This is a genomic window from Nonlabens xiamenensis (assembly GCF_003865345.1).
In the GTDB taxonomy this organism is placed as follows: domain Bacteria; phylum Bacteroidota; class Bacteroidia; order Flavobacteriales; family Flavobacteriaceae; genus Nonlabens; species Nonlabens xiamenensis.
Window position 1 is genome coordinate 337,194 of record NZ_RMVE01000004.1, and the last position, 19,640, is coordinate 356,833.

Below are 19,640 nucleotides of genomic sequence, written 5' to 3' on the forward strand. Positions count from 1 at the left end.
GGCAATTCAGAAAGCAAATTGATTTTGAGACTATTTATACTACAAATTTGCCTTTGTAATTAATAATCAAACAAATTCAATCATGAAAAAATCATTACTCATCATCACATTCCTCCTAAGCTTGTGTGGGAGTGCACAAACCGTTATTTACGTTGATGCGAGTGCTACAGGAGCAAATAATGGTAGCAGCTGGGCAAATGCTTATACCAGTCTGGCCACTGCAACGTCTAATCATTCCAATACTCAAATTTGGATTGCAGCTGGAACCTACAGCCCTGGTCCTGCCGTTAGTGACCGTATAAGATGCACGTCTAACACTGAACTTTATGGCGGTTTCAACGGAACTGAAGCAGTGCTAACTCAGCGTGATTGGATAGATAATCCCACAATCATCGATGGTGATGTGAATGGTGATGACACCGGGAGTTTAAGTTATACCAATTCAACAAAAACTGATAATAACTATCGACTTCTACAAACTGCCGGGCCTAACATCGTATATGATGGTTTGATTTTAAAAAATGCAGCTGCACTAGGAACAACAAATAGTGATAAGGAAGGAAGTGCGATGATTGTCCAAAAAGACACACAAATACGCAACTGTATATTTGAAAGTAATATCGCTGCTAGAGGTGGTACCATCTCAGTAGGTGGTCCTATTACTGGAGCTACAATTAGAGTTACAAATTCGCAATTCAAAAATAATCTGGCAGCTTTTGCCAATGCATTTTATAGTGACCGTGATGATGTAAAATTGGTGATCGCTAATAGCTTAATCAATGACAATACAAATAGCAGCTCTTCTGGTGTTAGTGGTGCTGGTAATCTTTTCTGGTTTAGAACAGGTGGTAATGGTGAAAACAGCCTCACGATGACTAACTGCACCGTGACCAATAACACCTACAGCAACAACGCCTCAGCGCAAGGACATATTAGAGTAGATGGAATATTAAATGATGGTGATTACAAATTTTACAATAATATTTTCTATGGTAATCAGGTCAATTATAACGTAATTGTCCTTACTAATAACGCTTCACCAGACCTAATAGATGTACAAAACAATATTGATGAAGATGCATTTTCTAATATTGCCAACAATGGTAGCAGTAGAATTAACTTAAACAACATTGCTGCAAATCCGCTTTTTATTGATACCGCTATGCAGAACTATCGGTTAGGCATAAACTCTCCTGCTATTAATAGTGGAGATATTAATTTATATGCGGCTAGCTTTCCCAACATCGATTTAGATGGAAACGGCAGGTTTGCAGGAACATCCATAGATCGCGGTTGTTATGAATCTTCTTCTACTCAAGGACCTAGTAGACCTATAGTTTACGTTAATCCCAATGCATCAGGAAGCAACGATGGAACTTCATGGACAAACGCTTATACTGATCTCCAAACGGCCTTTTTAAACGCACAAGGTAAAGAAGTCTGGATTGCGTCTGGAACATATATAAGACCTAGCAATGCTTCAAAAAATTATGTTTGGGAAATTTTTACAAACACTTCAATTTACGGTGGCTTTGATGGCACTGAAACTATGTTGAATCAAAGGGATTATATAGCCAACCCGACAATTTTATCTGGTGACTTTAATGGTGATGACAACACCAATATGGATTATAGTGTAGGGGCTGCGACAAAAACAGACAATAATCTACGCGTAGCGATTGTACGAGGTTCGAATGTTGAAATTGATGGAATAACCTTCACAGGAGGTCACGCATTCTCGTTGGGTATTTTACAAGGTGCTGCACTTGCTATTGCTATAGATACAAAAGTTTCCAATTGTGTTTTTGATAACAATACAGCTGAAAGAGGTGGCGCTGGGGTTTTAGTCTACGATACAAACGGATTGAATTCAGGTACAACAAGATTTACGAATTGTATTTTTAAAAGAAATAGGGCATGGTTTGCCTCTGCTATATATGTGGAAACTAATAGAAACACCTATAAGTTAGAACTATTAGGGTGTAGCTTTGAACAAAACAATACGGGAACAACTACACAACCTAATAACCCTGCTGGAATTGTGTGGTTACGTAATCAAGCCGCAAGTAATGTAAATTCAGATTTTGATGCTATTAATTGTACGATAGCTGGAAACACAGGCACTCATAATGATTCTAGGTATACCCATTTCCACCTAACTAAGTTATTAGGTAACTCTGAGTATAGAGGTTTTAATAATATCTTTTATGACAACACTCAGAATTTGACCAATGGTTCTTCACCTACACCTGCCTTTGGAGTTAGTGGCGGTAGTCGCAACTTTACCATAGATACTAATATAGACGAACACAATTTTGCCAACTTAGGAACCACAGCCTTAAATACAACCACTACAGCTCCTGGATTTATAAACGCGTCAACTGGTGATTATCGCATCATGATGGGCTCTGTTGCCGCTGGTTCTGGTAATGCTACATTGAATTCACCCGACACACCAGACCAAGATTATTTCGGCTTATTGAGAAACAATAACGGTTGGGATATTGGAGCTTATAGCTCACTATCGACAGCAAGCACCCATGACCTAACGACTGTAAAAGCTAGCCTTTACCCTAATCCAGCAAGTGATATAATGAACGTAGAGTTGTTTAATTCCGCTTTCGCGAAAGCATATATATATAACTTGCAAGGTCAGCAGGTAGCTACATCAATTGAGGCCAGCATTCCCGTAGCTGATTTACAAGCTGGTATGTACTTGATAAAAGTAGAAACCACGGATGGTGCGACCGTATCGCAAAAATTTGTAAAGAGATGATGAAATCTGATATCCTTCATGGTGTATGGAACTCAAATGATTGATAAAAGAATATCCTGACATGATAAGGATGATTATGAAACGAGTCGTTTTTTAGGGGAACGGCTCGTTTTTATTTGATGAATTTAGCTAAATTTAAGCTATGAAACAGCTATTGATGTTGTCGGCTTTTTTGATTTCTGGATCTGTATGGACTCAAGAGTTAGCCGGGGACAATCTTCGGGAATACAATCTCTTTATTATTCCCAGTCCACAAATACAGGTGACGCTCAGCCTGGATAGTAACCGCATTGTTAATCCCAAAACTGGATTTTCAGTGACTCCCGGCGTAACAACTATTGACATGGTCGCCATCTACAACGAGTCTCAACAATACCAAGAGAAAGAATATATCCCCAACCAAAACACTGATTTTGGCCGACTACGATTTAAGTCTGACGACCGCGGAGTTAACTTCTCCATTCAAGACAATGATAATTTTGCTCGGGAATTCCGCCGGACCAATCCCGCCTTTTTTGAGGCCAATCGCAATACTGCGCTTCATCGCTCCTACAACCCCTTGTCCTGTTATCGTTCTTGGTAGGACATTTTGGTCTCGTCTCGATTGACTGGCTCTGGAAACAAAAGTGGGTGAAAGTAGAGATCATCATAAGAATGATGACATTCTCGCTCCTGACACCAGCGATGTTAATGTAAATCTGGAAAATTTTATAAGTGGATGACTTCAATAAAGTACGCCAAAACCTATTCACCGCCCAACCTACATATTAGATCAGGGTTCCAAGATCAAAATTCTTGCTTCTCAATGACCAAGGAATTATTTATCGCCATAGATCAGGAATTCGAACATAAGAAATTAATAGAGCGTTATGATCTTGATGAATTCATAAGGATCTTGACCGAACCTTGCTGTAAATTCGTCTGATGGAACACTACCTAAGGTAGAGTTCCCACTTAATACTGAACCCCACAAATCTACCCTATAAGTTCCAGGGTCGAGAAAACCCGTAAAAGTACCTGAGTTGTATACAAATCCGGTAGAGATGTAACCACCACCTGATGCAGCATTGGTATAACTTTGTCCCGTGAGGCCTTCCACAAAATTACTGACTATTGTATTGGTAGACGTGTCTACAATGTTGATAAAGTTATGAGCGACTTTAGGCTTCCCATCTGTTACAGGACCGTTGTTGGCGGCATTAAAGAAACTTACCGATACACTATAGGTTACTAAGACCAATGTGCGACTGGTCACCGTAAAGTTTCCACTAGAAGACAAGAATCCGGATGCTAGATCACCATTAGTCCCTGTAGACAGAGATATTGCTCCTGGTTGACCTTCATCTGGCATGAAGTTAGTATCATTCAATGCATTTTCAGCATTGGCTGGAGTTGCTGGAATAACGAGGTTTCCATTTGCATCAGCATGGACACTGACTGGTCTAGTTCCATTGTTGTTGGCGTTGTTGGCCGCGCTCAGCCCGTCGATCCGCATAGTAGCTCCAGCTCCTGCGAGATGAAGATCAGTCTGCGGGTTGAAGGTACCTATTCCCACCCTATCAGTTCCTGAATTGACATAAAATGTGAAGTCCCGATTGACCGTATTCATCCAGAAATCAATGTCCCTATTTCGGGAGTTGAGTACAGAATTGCTGTTTCCAGCCAAGAAATGATTATAGTTCCCTGTATCATCCGATATCGTAAACATACCACCATTATTGGATGAGATTACTGCCCCTAAGTTATCTGATGGAGTATTCAAGTTGTTCCGATAGAAAAAAGTTCTTTTCAAGGAAGTATCACCATTGTCATTAAATGCTGCATTTGAAGTTAAAAGGTTAGCATTGGCATTATTACTCTGAGCACTTATGAATAATGATGCGTTAACTCCTGTACCCATATGAATGGACGCCGCATTTGTATCGTCAGAATTTTGAAAAGAAATACCCGTTTGAGATAAGTTATCCGTGCGTTTCAGTTGCAAGGCACTGCGACCATTACTTCCTGTAAATTTTAGGTCATTGTTACCCAAAGTAACTTCTCTATTTTCGGTAATCTCTCCATCGCCAGTGTATAAATTGTATGTAGAAATGGGAATCCATTGGTCTGTACCATTCCAATAATAAAAACCCGTCCCAGTTAAGGCGTTGGTATTATAAACAATTAAACCCTCCGTCGAACTTCCGGTTAACGGAGCTATAGTAGTGAGGTCGTCAATATCAAGTCTAGGAAATAAAATTCCTTTATCGGTAGAAACCATATCCAATATCGCTCCAGGATCAGGGTTATCTGTATTTAAACCAATCTGTGCAGAAAGACTTAAACTTAAAACTATGAATAAGGACGTTAGAGTAAAGGAGGATTTCATTTCAGAGGAGGTTTATAGTTTTCAATGATCTATTCTTCAGACAATTAATATCAATTTTCTGCCGTACACAGCAACGCACGAAGATAAAAGATTTTGATCATAAAAGACTGAATTTTAATAGTTAGCATTTTAAAAGAGTCATTCGTCGATAAAATCAATATTCAACATAGTCATTGAGTCTGGCTTTCTCGATAATCAGTATTAAAGATGCAATTAATAATAATTCTCTAAAATGACAATATTGATTAAGATTTCTTTATTATCGATTGACATGATGAATAGGGTATGAAATTTCAATTTCCCGACCATCTATTATAGAATAGGTGTTGGTTCCGCTTTCGCGAAAGCGAATACATCCATTATCTTTACCCTTCAAAAAAAGCAAGTCATGAAGAAAGAAGAAATTCTGGAACGTTTTATTAGCTACATCAGCATTGATACTGAGTCAGCACCAGAAAGTGATACAACACCCAGTTCGGAAAAACAGTGGGACCTGGCCCGCAAACTTCATCTCGAATTGATCAAGATGGGCATGCAGGAGGTGAGTATAGATGATAATGCCTATGTCATGGCCACCCTGCCCAGCAATGTAGAGCACAAGGTTCCAACCATAGGTTTCATTTCTCATTTTGACACCACCCCAGATTACACAGGAAAAAACATCAAACCTCAAGTGATAGAGAATTACGACGGCGGAGATATTCCCTTGAAAGGAAGTGACCTGGTACTTTCACCAGATGATTTTCAAGACCTAAAACAATATAAAGGTCAAACTTTAATCACCACCGATGGAACCACATTGCTTGCTGCCGATGATAAAGCTGGGATCACTGAGATCATGACTGCCATGAAATACCTGATCGACAATCCTCAGGTCAAACATGGCACCATTAAGGTAGGATTTACACCTGATGAAGAAATTGGTCGCGGCGCTCATCAATTTGACGTAAAGAAATTTGGCGCTGATTGGGCCTACACTATGGATGGAAGTCAGGTAGGCGAGCTGGAGTATGAGAATTTCAACGCTGCAGGTGCTGTAGTGACCTTCTATGGAAAAATTGTCCATCCTGGCTATGCCAAAGGCAAGATGATCAACTCGATGTATATAGCCCAAGAGTTTATCGATTCCTTGCCCAGGTTGGAAACTCCTGAGCACACAGAAGGTTATCAAGGTTTTTTTCACCTCTACCAAATGAAGGGTTCTGTGGAAAAGACTGAACTGCAATATATTATCCGGGATCATGATAAAGAACACTTTGAGGCGAGAAAAGCTGTGATGCAGCAATTGGTAGATACCTTAAATGAACAATATGACCGCAAGGCGGCCAGTATTGAAATCAAGGATCAGTATTTTAATATGCGGGAAAAAGTAGAACCGGTCATGCATATTGTAGACCTGGCAGAACAAGCTATGAAGGACCTGGGCATCACCCCAATCATCAAACCTATCCGTGGAGGTACAGATGGATCACAGTTGAGTTATATGGGATTGCCTTGTCCAAATATATTTGCTGGCGGGCATAACTTCCATGGGCCATACGAGTATGTTCCCCTTGAAAGTATGCTAAAAGCCAGTCAGGTAATCGTGAAAATTGCAGAATTGGTAGCCCAGAACAACGATACCTAATTACAAACACAACCAACCATGCACAAGCAACTTTTATACATTTTCTTGATTTTTTTACGCGTCCTGTGTATTAACAAAAACAAGGATAGGAACCCGCAATATATAGAGGCTTGCCAGTGGACAGCACTCACCAAATTGAATGTAAAGTAAATATTAGACGATGAAAAATTTACGCCTCGAGCAATCTTTTAGTGGTCATCAAATCGTAATGATCAGTTGTGGCATTCTGGCCTTTGCAGCCATAACCTTTAACAAACTAACCGCAAACGGCTGGAATTGGACTTCACTGGTTATGGCTCTTCCGTTTTTTCTTATCACAGTAGCATTGGTAGGTGTTCTATTTCTGCAGAATGGATTTACCGCCAGATCCAATAATCGCATCGCACGCAGTTGGTTTTGGTTTGGGATTCCTATACGTATGAAAACAATTAACGCTGATAAATATCCAGTAATTAGTGTGCTGAGAATGGGAAAAAAACAAAAACTGGCCTGGACAGTTGCCGCCAATCCAGATCTTTCAGTTTCCTACAGCTCTTATGATATTACTTCACTCAATGAAAAGCATACCAAAAAGGAACGTCTTATCATTCTAAAGAATCAACGTAATGCCGAAAATGCCATAGCTTTTATACTGAATCACAGCAATTTAAGAGAAGAGATTTATAGTCCTGATTTCAGTTAGTAAGTAAAAGATAGGACGGTGCTAAAAAGAAATTTTGAAAAAACACAAACTTAGCACAGTATTTGATTACCGACTGTAAATTTTAAAAACCAACTATGAATCTACAAGCTATTTGTATATCCCTGCTGCTTTTTGCTGGATGGTGTACTGCTCAAAATGACGATCTAACAGACAACCAGGAACGTCTCAACAATTTCAACGATATTAAAAAAAATGAAGTCAGCCTGGACGTTGTCGCCGGTATAGCTGGACTAGGAATCAACCCCAGGTATGAACGAGTCCTGGGAAGGTATGCTGGTGTAGGTGTAGATGTAAACATCGGGATTGAAGACGAAGATTATGACTATCTAGAGACTTTCAGCCTTACTCCCTATTATCGTCAATATTTCTTTTCCAAAGAAGATTACGGTGCCAAAGGATTTTATGGCGAAGGCTTTATGAAGTTTTTCACCTATGAAGACAGGTTTTCTGTATTTGACAATGGCGGTAATTCTACCAGAATCACTGCAGAAAAATACACAGAGCTGGCGCTAGGAGTAGGTATCGGATGGAAATGGGTTAGTGACAGTGGATTTTTGATTGATGTTGGTTTTGGAATAGGACGTAACTTAGGTCTTGCTGATGAAAGTCCTGAGGGTCGGGAGCAACCTGAAATAACAGGACGTGGCGGAGTCAACTTCGGTTGGAGGTTTTAAGCATTCCCTGAAAACACTAGTTAAATACGGCGGTTCCTTGAGAATTGCCGTTTTTCTTTGGTAGCTTTTTTTGTTTCAACTATCGCATCGGTGAAGATCAAGGTCACGAGAGCGCAAGCATATATCTCATTATTCCCACAATGACGAAGCCAATTGAGCGCTGTGCGAAGAATTTTTCAAGATACTCAGCTGGAAGAATGTATCAAATGGGAGCGCCTTGCTACACCTACCCTCAAAAAAAACTAGTGGGATTGGCAGGATTTTAAAATCATTGTGCAGTCTGTTTTCAAAAGGAGCCTTTTTGAGGGGCAGCGCCAGGGCTTTTGAAAATGCATAACCTGGAAAAACCATATGCTTACCTCAATTTCGCTTCCGCGAAAGCGACAGCCTCGACGCCCATTTGCTTCAAGTATATCTCAAAGAAACCATTCCTCTTGAAAAAAAAATGGCCTCCAACTTCCCAAAAATACCATCGCCCCTAAATGAGCTTCAGCTGAGTCACTTAAAGTGGGCTTGGATCACAATGATCGTTGACATGGTGCTTTTTAAAAGCATAATCCCTCTTCCCTTATACCAAAACTGGATCCTTATCTCCATTTATAGGAATCTAGGTGAATATGAGCCGAGCCGTGTATGGGTAGCCACCTATTTACCAACCACGTGTAATTCAGTAAAGTTCTTATTGATATACATGGTTTCAGTAGCTTGATCGTACCTAAGTTCTTCTAGCGAAATTTTTTTATTGTCCACTTCAACAAAATCAATTTCAAAAGGTAAGCCAATGAAATTAAATCTCAAGGTCTCATATTCAGTTGTGAATTTTCCATCCTTGTACTGAGAGATCACCATTTCCTTTTCTGAGCCTCTGAATTGTAGATTGCGCAGACTGAAACGACCTTTTTTATAATCGTATCCATCATTGGCATCTTCATAAACAATGGATTTCTCAGTTCCAATCTTATAATACACGTCCAAGGTCAGGAACTCAATGGGCTTTTCACCGACATACTGCATGACTGGGTATCTCGGGATGATAGAGCCAGTTTTTACAAATAATGGGATTTCATCAATATCGGCATCCACCCAGGCCTCCTTTCCACCGGTGATCGTCTTACGTGTCCAGTAGTTATACCAATCTCCTCGAGGGATGTACATCCTACGTCCTTTGGCATTCGGCTCCTGAACTGGACAAACGAGTATTTTATCACCAAAAATAAATTCGTCATTCCGATAATGCGTCTGCGGATCTCCCTGATCGTAGACTACCAAGGATTTTAGCATCGGGATACCTTCTTCTGCATACTGCCAGAAAGCAGTATAGATATACGGCAAGAGTTTGTAGCGCAACTCAACAAACTTTCTTGTAATGTTGGTCACATTCTCATCAAAGGTCCAAGGCTCTTGATCACCGTGATCACCGCTAGAATGTACCCTACAAAACGGATGAAAAATCCCTAGGGCAATCCATCGTGCAAACAGCTCTCCCGTGGGCTGCTCAGCAAAACCGCCTATATCAGAACCAGCAAAGGATAGTCCTGACATGGCCATGCGTTGGGCTTGAATATTGGCGATATTGAGATGTTCCCAGGTAGCCACATTATCGCCAAACCAACTTGAGGTATAGCGTTGGGTACCTGAATAAGCTGAACGGGTGATCACAAAGGGTCTTTTGGGATAAATGAATTTCTTGACGCCTTCATAAGTGGCCCGTGCCATTTGAGCACCATAGATATTATGCGCCTTTCTGTGGGAGCAAGGATGCCCGTCATAGTCATGTCGAACGTCATCAGGGAAGGTCTTATTGGGCACTTCCATGACCGCAGGCTCATTCATATCGTTCCAAATACCCGACAATCCATTGTCTGCGATCAGTCCCTTGAACAGATCAGCCCACCATGCTCGTACTTCTGGATTGGTATAATCTGGGAAGTAACATTGGCCTGGCCAAACCTTTCCTTTCATATAGGGTCCATCGGCACGTTTACAGAAGTAATCATTTTTCATGGCCTCTTGATAGACATAATAATCTGGATCTACCTTGATTCCCGGATCAATGATGGCAATGGTTTTAAAACCGTCCTCCTTGAGGTCGCTGATCATTTTTGTGGGATTGGGAAATTTTTCCTTGTCCCAGGTAAAACAACGGAATCCGTCCATATAATCGATGTCCAAATAGATGGCATCACATGGGATTTGCAACTCACGGAACTTTGCTGCGATTTCCCTGACATTGCTCTCTGGGTAATAAGACCACTTACATTGATGATAACCCAGCGCCCAAAGTGGCGGCATTTCTGGCTTACCGGTCAGGTCGGTATAATTGCTAACCACACTGTCGATTTCCGGACCATAGATAAAATAGTAATCCATGTTCCCTCCTTGCGCCCAAAAACTGGTTACATGATGACGTTCTTGTGCAAAATCAAAATAGGATCTAAAAGTGTTGTCAAAGAATATCCCGTAGGCAATCTTGTTTTGAAGGCCTATAAAAAAAGGAATGTTCTTATATAATGGATCGGTATTTTTTCCAAATGCATATTGATCAGTTCCCCAAAGTTCAAAACGCTTGGCGCGTAAGTTATTGTCAGCTGGTTTGTCCCCCAGCCCATAATAACTCTCGCCTGGTTGGGCTTTTTTGGACATCTTTACGATCTCCCCACCATACTGATAGCTTTCTTCATAATGAAAACCTAATTCATCCTCACATACAATGTTTCCAGCCAGGTCAAAAATGCGCGAACGCAAATCCAGCTTTGAAATATGACATACGATTTTAGCGGTGGTAATCTCGTAATGATCATTCTTTTCTACTACTTCAAGCTTATTATAACCTCTGTTGCCTTCTTCACTGACTGCATAAGAAAAATCCTTGACCAGTTTTCCTCCGGTACCGTACTTGAATCTCAATACACTGTCCCTAAACACCTGAAGTCTTAAGATTACTCCATTGGCCGTATGGAAGGTTAAAGTATCTACTACTTGTTCAAAGTCGGTTAATGATCCAGGAAATATATTACCCGTCTGATGTAATTCTGTATTTGTGATCATAGGCAGTCGTTGAAGTCTTTAGGTTTTTCCCTAAAAATATGCGTTCCAAATTTAGAGGGAAAGTATTAAAAAAGTCACTGAATCCTGCGTTTTTGCGAATTAACTTACGCAAGCGATTGAGGTAGGCAGTTCAAAGCATTGATTGGCGAATTTGGTTGAAAAATTATTGTGTTCTGGACATCATGTTCCACTGAATGAATGAAATCTCACTTGTTACGATATCTTGTATCACTACTTTATGTATGAAAAAAAAACAGCTCTTGAAGATCTGTTTTTTTCATATTCAAATCGGGACGATTTGCCAACCTATACGGAGAATCACTATTTTTTTAAGGGATATTCCTCAAAAATGGCATTCACCATTTCGTTCATAGCGGCAATGTTTCCTATATCGTAAATGGCATCACTACTGACACCTCTCCATACGTTATTTTTGGTTTCACGATCCACCAATTGCACTACTAGAGTACCTTCTTTGTATTGGTAGGTATCTTTTTCATAACCGACTACACCATTATAATTACGATATCCCGTAAAATAATAGTTATTATAATATGGACTCACTGTCACATTAGGCGTGTTGTAAAAGCCGTAGGAGGCATATACTGGATCCACTTCTGTTTCAGTTTCTTGGTCCACTTGGGTACTTACAAGCACCAACAGATCAGGATTGTCTCTATCTAATCTGTATCCTTCGTCCATCATATTTTCATTGATGGTTTCTACAACCAGCGAATTGACGCGATCTTTCATTTCCCGATCAGGCAATTCCAATTCTGCATTGGGTAAATAGGCAAACGTTTGATAGCTGTCCAGATCGGCTGACGCTGATTTTATCGTGGAGACCGTCGGTCCACAAGCCGTTAAACTTACCGCAATCAATAATAAAGTAAGGGTTTTAAAAATTTTCTTAGCGTTTTTTATTTTAAGATAAGCATCCACATTCTTGAAGTACCAGAAATAATTCCTAATTGAGCTAAGCTTAACGCCATAAGCGGCTTTTTATCAATTATTTGGCACTTTTACGGTCAGATGCGAACCAGAATTCATAAAGATCGTACGTCAAAAACAAGACTTTATATTCAACCCTTCCAAGAATCATCTTCTGCATGAACTCAATGAAAACTTTATGATCTCTCACATCTTTTTTTTGTCATTCCTGCTGTATAATAATTGGTAGCGCTCTATTTTGATAGCCCCAGTCGATAATAGGATCTGGGTACTGATGTAAGATTGAATAATACATCGACAAACTCTGTCTCAGCCTTTCTAGCAAAAGACAGCACCGGATTTCACAGTGATCGATCCTTTGAAGACCTCCTGACCCAAATGGCTTGTCATTTAGCGACCTAGATCCTCTATATCATTCAATTATAGCAGTAAACCAATCAGTATAACCTTGATGCGGTGCATATTCGAACAGATACCAATCCAAACTACCTTCAAAATTCCATCCCTCACGCGGACCGAATTCTGTATTGGTTATTATAAAAAGAATGGGTTGTAAAACGTATTGATTGAGAAGGAACTCTATCAAATCAAGATCCAAATCAAAGAAATCAGGCGGTATTTTAACTGTTAAAACGCAATTTGTCCCCCAAGCGATGGCGATAGCAAAAACTGACTTGTACTTCTTATAAACACTGGCTTCAAGTACTCATCAATCATCAAAATCAGCTTTAAATCTTTGTTAAGCGACCCGTTAAAAATGGTTAATTGCCGCTTCGAAATTTTGACACAGAACTATTTTTCGGCAACTCTAAACAATTAATTAAAAAAATCATGAAAAATTTAATGAAGTTTTTAGCATGTGTCATGTTATTGGGATTCACCTTTTCCTGTAGCGACGATGATAATTCTGCTGAACCTGCCAGAATGAGTGTCCGACTTGTGGATATGCCAGGAGATTATGAAAATGTATTTATCGACGTACAAGATGTTGTCGTTAAATATGAAGGTGAAGATGATGAAACTGTTATCGGACCTGTAAATACTGGAATTTACGATGTATTAGAATTGACTGGTGGTGCCAGCGTTCTATTAGTAGATGACGAATTGCCAGCAGGTCGTATCAGCCAGATCCGTTTGATTTTGGGTGAAAACAACTCTGTAGTGATCGATGGTCAAAGCTATGATTTAGATACACCCAGTGCACAACAATCTGGATTGAAACTCAATTTAAATGAAGACCTTGAAGGCGGTATTTTCTATGAGTTCGTACTTGATTTTGATGCAGATAAATCAATCGTTGAGCGCGGAAACGGAACTTATTCTCTACAACCTGTTATAAGAGCAGAATTAGTAGCAGAAACTGGTGCGATAGCAGGAAGTATCACTCCGATTACTGCGCAAACCATGGTGACTGCGACAGATGGGGTAACCGATATCACCACTTTTGCTGATGATGCAGGAAACTACGTTTTAAGTGGAGTACCAGATGGAACCTATACAGTGACCATTACACCAGATCCAGCTTCTGGGTTGCAAACAGTAACCATTTTAGATGTGGATGTAGTTTCGGGTCAAATTACCGATTTAGGAAGCTCTGACTTGAACTAATTGAACAATTTAATTGCCCTGACGGCAGTTATAGGGGAAGCAGGTCCAATTATGGGCCTGCTTTTTTTATACTAACTTATAAACCAAAACCGATAGGCCTGGCAATTCCACGGTACTACTTGTCGCTCTTCCATGCCAACTTGTTTTTTCTGGTTGCAGCCATTCTTTAACTTCCATTCCTGCACCATAATAAGAAATGTCATCACTATTAAATCGTAGTTGAGCCTTTGCTTCTCCCGGCCATCCAATCCTATAGTTGGATCTAGGCACCGGAGTAAGGTTGCAAATCACCAGTAGCTTTTCTCCTCCACCTTTACGTACATACGCAAGAACTGAGTTTGCAGCATCATCATAGGAGATCCACTCAAATCCATCCGCATTGAATTGCTCTTTATATAAGGCAGGTTCCTGTTGATATAAATCATTTAATCCGCGCACGCAGTCTAGGAGTCCTTGATGCGGTGCATATTGGATCAGGTGCCAATCCAGACTACCTTCAAAATTCCATTCTTCGTGCTGACCAAATTCTGCGCCCATCATCATTAGTTTGGTACCTGGATGGGTAAACATATAAACGTATAACAATCTTAAGTTGGCAAATTTCTGCCATTCATCACCTGGCATTCTTCCCAACAGCGAACTTTTGCCGTACACCACCTCATCGTGGGAAAATGGTAACATAAAGTTTTCTGTAAAGGCATAAGTCATGGAAAAAGTTAAGTCATTTTGATGATGTCTACGATAGATGGGTTCTTTTTTAAAATATTGCAAGGTGTCATGCATCCAACCCATCATCCATTTCATACCAAAACCTAGACCTCCCATAGAGGTAGGCTTGCTGACCATGGGAAAACTCGTACTTTCTTCCGCTATGGTCTGGACGTCAGGATAGTGTCGATAAATGGCTTCGTTACACTCTTTAATAAACGCGATGGCTTCCAGGTTTTCCCTTCCCCCATATTGATTAGGTTCCCAGTCTCCTTCATCCCTAGAATAATCCAAGTAAAGCATGCTGGCTACTGCGTCCACACGTAAGGCATCGATATGATATTGATCCAGCCAAAAAAGCGCATTGGAAATTAAAAAGCTTTTGACCTCATTTCTACCATAGTTAAAAATTAAAGATTTCCAGTCTGGATGATAGCCTCGTTTAGGGTCCGGATGCTCATACAGGTGGGAACCGTCAAAGCAGCCCAAACCATGAGCATCTTCTGGAAAGTGGGAAGGCACCCAATCCAGAACGACTCCCAACCCAGCCTTATGGCAGGCATCAACTAGTTCCTGGAATTCCTCAGGGTATCCGTAACGGGCAGTGGGTGCAAAATAGCCGGTGATCTGATAACCCCAGGAAGGATTATAGGGATGCTCCATGATAGGCATGAATTCAATATGAGTATAGTTCATCGCTTTCGCGAAAGCGACCAGTTCTACCGCCAATTCCTTATAACTCAAACTTCTGTTTTCCTTTACAACACGCTTCCAGCTACCCAGATGCACTTCATAAACAGACCAGGGAGCGTCCAGGCTATTGTTTTTGTATCGTTGATTCATCCATTCCTGATCTGACCATTGCGGCAGGTAATTCCATACTACACTGGCCGTTTTAGGTGGATGCTCAGCCCGACGTGCATAGGGGTCTGCTTTCTGGGTAACCGCAGTCGCAGACTGGATGTGGTATTTGTATAGTGCACCTTGTGCTACTTTTGGGATAAAACCCTCCCATATACCGCTCTTGTCCCAACGTACTTGTAAAGGATGAGTTGCTGGATCCCAATCATTGAAATCACCAATGACTGATACGACTTCTGCGCTTGGAGCCCATACGGCAAAATAAGTACCTTTTTCACCATCTTTTTCCAGCATATGGGATCCAAAATGCTGATAAAGTCGGTAATGACTTCCGGACTTAAAAAGGTAAATATCTTCTTCAGAAAATAGGCTGTGTGTGAGAACGCCCATGGATTACAAACTAAAACCTTTAGGAATCACAGCATTCTTTTTGATCACCACAATACCATCCTTGACCACATATCTATCTGTTTCATGATCTTCTAGGTGAGGGCCTCCATCTATGCGCACATCATCACCAATACGTGCATTTTTATCTACGATCGTATTTTTAATATAACATCGCTCCCCTATTCCCATTAAAATATCAATCTTGGAATTTGCAATTTCTTCTAGGGTCTCATACTCGTCATTCCCCATCATATAGGTATTAATTATCGTCGACTCCTTTCCTATTCTTGAACGAATACCGATCACCGATTTCTCGATGCGCTGGGCGTGAATAATACAACCGTCTGCAATAACAGCCTTATCGCATACGGTACCGGTGAGTTTTGAAGTAGGTAGCAGTCTGGGTCTGGTATAAATACTCTGTTGGGTATCGTAGAGGTTAAATTCAGGCAGCTCATCCGTCAATCCCAGATTGGCTTCAAAGAAGGAATCAATGTTTCCTATATCAGTCCAATAGCCCTCGTATTGGTAACTCATAGTTTTGTATTTCCCGATGGAGCTGGGAATAATTTCTTTTCCAAAATCAATCATCGACTCATCGGCCATTAGATCTTCCAATAATTGCCGATTAAAAATATAAATACCCATGGAAGCCAAATGATTTTTACCCTTGGACTTCATTTCATCACTGACAGGAGATGTCCATTCAGGTAACAAATCTGGACCTGGCTTTTCTGTAAAAGAAGTGATCCAATTTTCCTGATCTGTTTTGAGGATACCAAAAGAAGGTGCATCCTTTTCCGTCACAGGAATAGTTGCAATAGAAATATCAGCGCCCGCCTTTATATGCGCATCGATCATTTCATTAAAGTCCATTTGATATAACTGGTCCCCAGAAAGGATCAACGCATATTCAAATTCGTGCCGATTGATATGATGCATGCTTTGTCGTACAGCATCAGCTGTTCCTTGGAACCAACCTTTATTATCTGGCGTTTGTTCAGCGGCAAGTACATCTACGAATGCAGAACTGAAAAAGCTAAAATGAAAGGTATTTTTGATATGCCTGTTCAGGGAAGCAGAATTGAATTGTGTCAAAACAAACATGCGTTTTATATCCGAATTCAAGCAGTTAGAAATAGGAATATCTACCAGGCGATACTTACCGGCAATAGGCACTGCAGGTTTGGATCGTGTTGCTGTAAGGGGATAAAGTCGGGTTCCTTGACCTCCACCCAGAATGATGCTCAATACCTTGTCATTAATCATGATAATGCTTTTAAAGATTCATAAACGTTGAGATAGTTGGTGGCAGCATTTTCCCAGGAATGGTCAATTCCCATAAGACGCTGTCTGTTTTTTTGCATTTTTGGATCCTGTTGATAATACGCGATAGCCCGCTCGACCGTTTGAACGATCTCATCTACTTCGCACTGTTGATGGACAAATCCAAAACCACCCGCCGCGATATCGACCACCGTGTCTTTAAGTCCACCGGTGGCACGTACTATTGGAATAGTCCCATAAGCCAGTGAATACAGTTGATTAAGCCCACAAGGCTCTACTCTTGAAGGCATCAATAGAAAATCTGCTCCTGCATAAATTTGATGGGAAAGTTGCTCGTCATAACCTATATAGTGGTTATAGGTTCCCAAATCCTTTTCCTGGAGTTGGCGCAGTGCTTGCTCGGTTGCTGGATCGCCTGATCCCAATAGGAGAATGCTGCATTGCTTTCGCGAAAGTAATGACTCAAACACCGCTGGAAATAAATCGCTTCCTTTCTCATATACAAGTCTGCCAATAAAAGCAAACAAAGGCAATTCTACCGGCAGATTAAATTTGTTACAAACATATTTCTTGTTGGCTTTTTTACCTGAGAACACGCTTGTCGCTTTATAATTTTTATGGATCAGCGGATCTGTCATTGGATTCCATACTTGGGTATCGATCCCGTTGAGAATACCCAGACATTTTTCCCGTTCATGAAACAGCAAGGATTCTAGCCCATTGGCATTGTTTTGCAATTCTTCCATATAACTGGGAGATACAGTGTTTACCTTCCAGGCGCATTTGATAGCCGCAGCCAGTGGATTGATCACTCCATCCCAATCCAGCAGACCTATATATTTACGGTCAAAATCCGGAATTATATGACCTTGATCATGTGAAAACCATCCCTGATATTGGGCGTTATGAATGCTGAGCATACTGGGAATCGACTTCAGTCTTTCAAACTCGTGGCAATAACTCATCATAAACGGTACCAGACCCGTATGGTGATCATGACAATGCAGGATATCAGGCAGCTGGCTCCAAGTGCATATCCATTGCAGGGCTGCACGTTGAAACGCAGTAAATCTATGACTGTCGTCATGTGTATAAACGCTATCAAGGTCCAGCAATCCAGGAATGTGTACAAAGTGAACCTCAAAGCCGAGTTCAGATTCAGATAGTGATTGAATATAAAAGTCATACAACTGATCACCCAAATCTATCTGTCCTGAATATACCTCCCTGAACTTGTGTTTTAAAAAGAAAGGCAACTGGTAGCGCGGCATGATTACCTGAGCCTTGTGGCCGTTAAGAGTTAGATATTTTGGTAAGGCCCCCACCACATCAGCAAGTCCGCCAACTTTGGCAATAGGATAACATTCTGCTGATAAATGGAGGATATTCATAGGTCTTGGGAAGTGTTATAAATATACAATTGTTATCAAGAGAATTTAAAACTAAGTACACAAAAAATTATAGGTCAGCCAAATCTGGTTGAAGTATGGAATCTGACATCCGTCCATCCACTCGTCTATAGTGAAGTAAATCAATTTTTCTGACGTTTAAAATCGGACAAGTATTGTCAAAAATACTTTAGGATAGATTTACTATCTTTAAATCACTTAATCCAACTTTATGAAAAAGAATTACTTACCTCTATTATTTAATTTGTTGTTACTATCCCCAGCCTTGATTTGGGGGCAACAAGCCGCTTCCTTAAATTTTGATGGTCAAAATGATCAAGTGAACTGTGGCAATGGCAATTCTGCACGAATTACCGGTTCAAATATTACGCTGGAAGCCATTGTCAAATTTGATTCATTCAAAACTAATGTTTGGGAAGGGAACATCATCAACAAGGAACAAGGCGGCGCCGGAACCGATTTTGGCTATATGCTACGCGCTGGTCAGAACGGAATGGTTAATTTCAACTTGGGTGATGGGAATTGGCATGAAATCAGCAGTCCCATCAATACTGTGAGTACAGGTGTTTGGCATCATATTGCTGGAACTTATGACGGGACAACTATGCGACTTTTTGTAGACGGGTCACAAGTCGCTCAACAAACTATAGTTATGAGTATTGGAAATTCCAATGAGAATTTAGTCATTGGAAATTGGTCCCAAGGTCCTGGCCGTGAGATCGATGCCTCTATCGATGAGATACGCATCTGGAATATCGCAAGAACTCCCACGGAAATCGATACGTTTAAAGACAGCTCGATCCCAGTCAATTCTAATGGATTGGTGGCGTTGTTTGACTTTAATCAAGGTATTGCCGGTGGTAGCAACCCTAGTGAAACGACCTTACTGGACTCAACAAATAATAATAACGGCACTCTCAACAACTTCTCATTGAGCGGCAATGTTTCCAACTGGATCGGAGACTCATTGCTCTCAGAACCCGATCAGTCAGACCTAAGTGTCATGACAATATCGCCCAACCCAATGAAGGATAGGTTTGTTATCAATCATCTCCCTTCTATTAGCTCCTACCGGATTTACAATAGCTTGGGAAGTTTGGTGGCCAAAGGAAATGCCAAGCCCGAAGAATTCATCATGGTCGATCAGTTACCTAGTGGCATTTATTTTCTGCGTTTAAAAGATCAACACACCTTTAAATTAGTTTTGCGCTAGTCATTTTAAGTAAGGAT

13 protein-coding genes are annotated in these 19,640 nt (G+C 40.6%); 7 read left to right on the plus strand and 6 right to left on the minus strand.

Annotated features, from left to right (window positions below; all coding sequences use genetic code 11):
• The first annotated feature begins 82 nt into the window (after window positions 1-82).
• Window positions 83-2,776 (plus strand): T9SS type A sorting domain-containing protein, encoded by a 2,694-nt coding sequence (locus tag EGM47_RS12305; protein WP_124981117.1) that lies wholly within the window; start codon window positions 83-85, stop codon window positions 2,774-2,776.
• Window positions 2,777-2,918: 142 nt separating this feature from the next.
• Window positions 2,919-3,359, plus strand: coding sequence for a hypothetical protein (locus EGM47_RS12310; protein WP_124981118.1), 441 nt, complete (start codon window positions 2,919-2,921; stop codon window positions 3,357-3,359).
• Window positions 3,360-3,632: 273 nt separating this feature from the next.
• On the opposite strand, the gene EGM47_RS12315 is transcribed toward EGM47_RS12310, so the two are convergent.
• The gene (locus EGM47_RS12315) at window positions 3,633-5,144 is read right to left on the minus strand and encodes a hypothetical protein (RefSeq protein WP_124981119.1); all 1,512 of its coding nucleotides are present in this window, start codon (window positions 5,142-5,144) and stop codon (window positions 3,633-3,635) included.
• 388 nt (window positions 5,145-5,532) lie between these two features.
• On the opposite strand from EGM47_RS12315, the gene pepT reads away from it, so the two are divergent.
• The 3 genes from pepT to EGM47_RS12330 all read left to right on the plus strand — a co-directional run bounded on the left by pepT (window position 5,533) and on the right by EGM47_RS12330 (window position 8,148).
• Complete coding sequence (gene pepT / locus EGM47_RS12320) at window positions 5,533-6,771, plus strand: peptidase T (RefSeq protein WP_124981120.1); 1,239 nt, start codon at window positions 5,533-5,535, stop codon at window positions 6,769-6,771.
• 160 nt (window positions 6,772-6,931) lie between these two features.
• On the plus strand, window positions 6,932-7,453 hold the full coding sequence (locus EGM47_RS12325) for a hypothetical protein (protein WP_124981121.1): 522 nt from the start codon (window positions 6,932-6,934) through the stop codon (window positions 7,451-7,453).
• Window positions 7,454-7,548: 95 nt separating this feature from the next.
• Window positions 7,549-8,148: a hypothetical protein gene (locus EGM47_RS12330; protein ID WP_124981122.1), complete on the plus strand. Its 600-nt coding sequence runs from the start codon at window positions 7,549-7,551 to the stop codon at window positions 8,146-8,148.
• 645 nt (window positions 8,149-8,793) lie between these two features.
• On the opposite strand, the gene EGM47_RS12335 is transcribed toward EGM47_RS12330, so the two are convergent.
• Both EGM47_RS12335 and EGM47_RS12340 read right to left on the minus strand, forming a co-directional pair.
• Window positions 8,794-11,196: a glycoside hydrolase family 31 protein gene (locus tag EGM47_RS12335; protein WP_124981123.1), complete on the minus strand. Its 2,403-nt coding sequence runs from the start codon at window positions 11,194-11,196 to the stop codon at window positions 8,794-8,796.
• A 321-nt stretch (window positions 11,197-11,517) separates the two neighbouring features.
• The gene (locus EGM47_RS12340) at window positions 11,518-12,138 is read right to left on the minus strand and encodes a DUF4136 domain-containing protein (protein ID WP_164510885.1); all 621 of its coding nucleotides are present in this window, start codon (window positions 12,136-12,138) and stop codon (window positions 11,518-11,520) included.
• A gap of 840 nt (window positions 12,139-12,978) precedes the next feature.
• Here EGM47_RS12340 and EGM47_RS12345 point away from each other — a divergent pair.
• Window positions 12,979-13,755: a DUF4382 domain-containing protein gene (locus EGM47_RS12345; RefSeq protein ID WP_240642443.1), complete on the plus strand. Its 777-nt coding sequence runs from the start codon at window positions 12,979-12,981 to the stop codon at window positions 13,753-13,755.
• Window positions 13,756-13,821: 66 nt separating this feature from the next.
• Here the strand turns inward: EGM47_RS12345 and glgB are convergent, their stop codons facing one another.
• From glgB to EGM47_RS12360, 3 genes are read right to left on the minus strand one after another with little or no spacing between them, the layout of a single operon-like run.
• Complete coding sequence (glgB, locus tag EGM47_RS12350; protein WP_124981125.1) at window positions 13,822-15,714, minus strand: 1,4-alpha-glucan branching protein GlgB; 1,893 nt, start codon at window positions 15,712-15,714, stop codon at window positions 13,822-13,824.
• Between the two features lie 3 nt (window positions 15,715-15,717).
• Entirely contained in the window at window positions 15,718-16,983 is a 1,266-nt protein-coding gene (locus tag EGM47_RS12355; RefSeq protein WP_124981126.1) for a glucose-1-phosphate adenylyltransferase, read from the minus strand.
• On the minus strand, window positions 16,980-18,392 hold the full coding sequence (locus EGM47_RS12360) for a glycogen synthase (RefSeq protein ID WP_124981127.1): 1,413 nt from the start codon (window positions 18,390-18,392) through the stop codon (window positions 16,980-16,982). The genes EGM47_RS12355 and EGM47_RS12360 overlap by 4 nt, the downstream gene beginning before the upstream one ends.
• Window positions 18,393-18,621: 229 nt before the next feature.
• On the opposite strand from EGM47_RS12360, the gene EGM47_RS12365 reads away from it, so the two are divergent.
• Window positions 18,622-19,623: a LamG-like jellyroll fold domain-containing protein gene (locus EGM47_RS12365; protein WP_124981128.1), complete on the plus strand. Its 1,002-nt coding sequence runs from the start codon at window positions 18,622-18,624 to the stop codon at window positions 19,621-19,623.
• The last annotated feature ends 17 nt before the right edge of the window (window positions 19,624-19,640 follow it).